The organism is Halomonas sp. 707D4, assembly GCF_024158685.1.
Classification (GTDB): Bacteria; Pseudomonadota; Gammaproteobacteria; order Pseudomonadales; family Halomonadaceae; genus Vreelandella.
Map to the genome: position 1 here is coordinate 1 of NZ_JAMZBD010000565.1, position 1764 is coordinate 1764.

A 1764-nucleotide genomic window follows, 5' to 3' on the forward strand; every position below is an offset into this window, starting at 1 on the left:
GCCCCGGGGATCGCGCCGAGCGTGGGCAGCGCCATACTGGCGATCGGCTCCTGGCACTACATCTTCTTCGCCCTGGCCGCCTACGCGCTGGCGCTGGTGCCGCTGCTGATTCGCGCGGTATTCACCGGGCCCGGCAAGGTGTCGCGGACCAAGAGCCCGCAGATGAGCCTCTGGGCGCGCTACAAGCAGGTGCTCTCGACCCGGCCGGCCATGGCCTTCATCGCCTGGCAGGCGGGGTCGTTCTCGTGCCTGATGATGTTCATCACCTACGCCTCGTTCATCTACCAGGGGCATTTCGGCCAGACGAGCAGCGAGTTCGCGCTGCTGTTCGCCGCCAACATCGTCGCCATGCTGGCGTTCAACATCGCCAACCGGCTGCTGCTGACGCGCCTGCCCTCACTGCGCATCCTGCAGATGGCGACGGCCTGCCAGGCGGTGGGCGTGGTGCTGCTGCTCGCGGCGGCGTTTCTCGACTGGTCGATGTACGCCTTCCTGGCCGCCATGATGCTGACCATCGGCGCGGTAGGGGCGATCTCGCCCAACATCCAGGCCTGCTACATGGAGTTCTTCCCCACCAGCGGCGGCACCGCCGCCGCCCTGCTGGGCGCGGCGCAGTTCGGCATCGCCGGTATCCTGAGCGCGCTCTCCGCCGTGATGCCCCACACCCTCGCGTCGGTGGTGCTGGCCATGGCCGCCTGCGGAGCGGTGGCCTACGTGATGCTCGCCCGCTCGCTGCTCAAGGGGCGCGGAGCGATCGAGGCGCGCTGAGGCGTTCTTGGCGCACGAAAAACGCCGTGGCGAGTGATCGCCACGGCGTCGCCGTTTCTGGGCGGCGGATCAGAAGATCGCGCGCACGCACAGATACAGCACGGAAGGCGCCAGCAGCGCCCCGAGGCCGGTGTAGAAGGTGGCGGTCATGGCGCCGTAGGGCACGAGTTTCGGGTCGGTCGCGGCAAGGCCTGCCGCCACGCCGCTGGTGGTGCCCATCAGCCCGCCGAAGATCATCGCCGAGCGCGGGTTGTCCAGACCAATGCGCTTGGCGGCCATCGGCGTGAGCACCATCACCAGGATCGACTTGAACAGGCCGGCGGCAATCGACAGCGCGATCACCTCTGAAGAGGCGCCGATGGAGGCGCCGGCGATCGGGCCGACGATGTAGGTCACCGTGCCGGCGCCGAGGGTGGTCAGGGCGACCGGGTCGCGGTAGCCGAAGGCGAAGGCCACCGCGACCCCGGCGACGAAGGACACGATCACCCCCAGAAACAGCGCGATGACGCCGCTGAGCCCGGCCTGGCGGATCTCCTGGAAGCGCACGCCGTAGGCGGTGGCGATGATCGCCAGATCGCGCAGCATGCCGCCGCCCATCAGGCCGAGGCCGGCGAACAGGCTGATATCGGCAAGCCCCTTGCTGCCGCCGGTAGTGATGCCGCCGAAGTAGGCCAGCGCCAGCCCCACCATGATGGCGATGGCGGAGCCGTGGACGCGGCCGTTGGTCAGCTTGGCGCTGACCAGGTAAGACACGTACATCGCCGCGCCCACCAGCGCGAAGGCGGCGATCAAGTGCTGTTTCTCGAGTTGCGTCATGAGGGATTCGAGCATGAGACGGCTCCTTAGCGGGCGTGGTGGGGGCGGGCGTGGCGCGAGCGCTTCGCCGAGGAGGTACGCTTTTTCGCCTTCGGCGCGCCGGTGGCCCGCGAGGCGACCTTGTTCACCGGCGTATCACTCGGCGACACGTCGGCAGTGGCGGGCGCCTTGGGGCGGCCC

General features: G+C 69.0%; 2 protein-coding genes. One reads left to right on the plus strand and one right to left on the minus strand.

The genetic code is table 11. The features are described from left to right. A partial coding sequence (locus BIS11_RS16615) for an MFS transporter (RefSeq protein WP_253586594.1) occupies positions 1-768 on the plus strand: 768 nt, incomplete at its 5' end. Between the two features lie 69 nt (positions 769-837). Here BIS11_RS16615 and madM read toward each other — a convergent pair. After that, positions 838-1599: a malonate transporter subunit MadM gene (gene madM / locus BIS11_RS16620; protein ID WP_253425712.1), complete on the minus strand. Its 762-nt coding sequence runs from the start codon at positions 1597-1599 to the stop codon at positions 838-840. Positions 1600-1764: the final 165 nt, after the last annotated feature.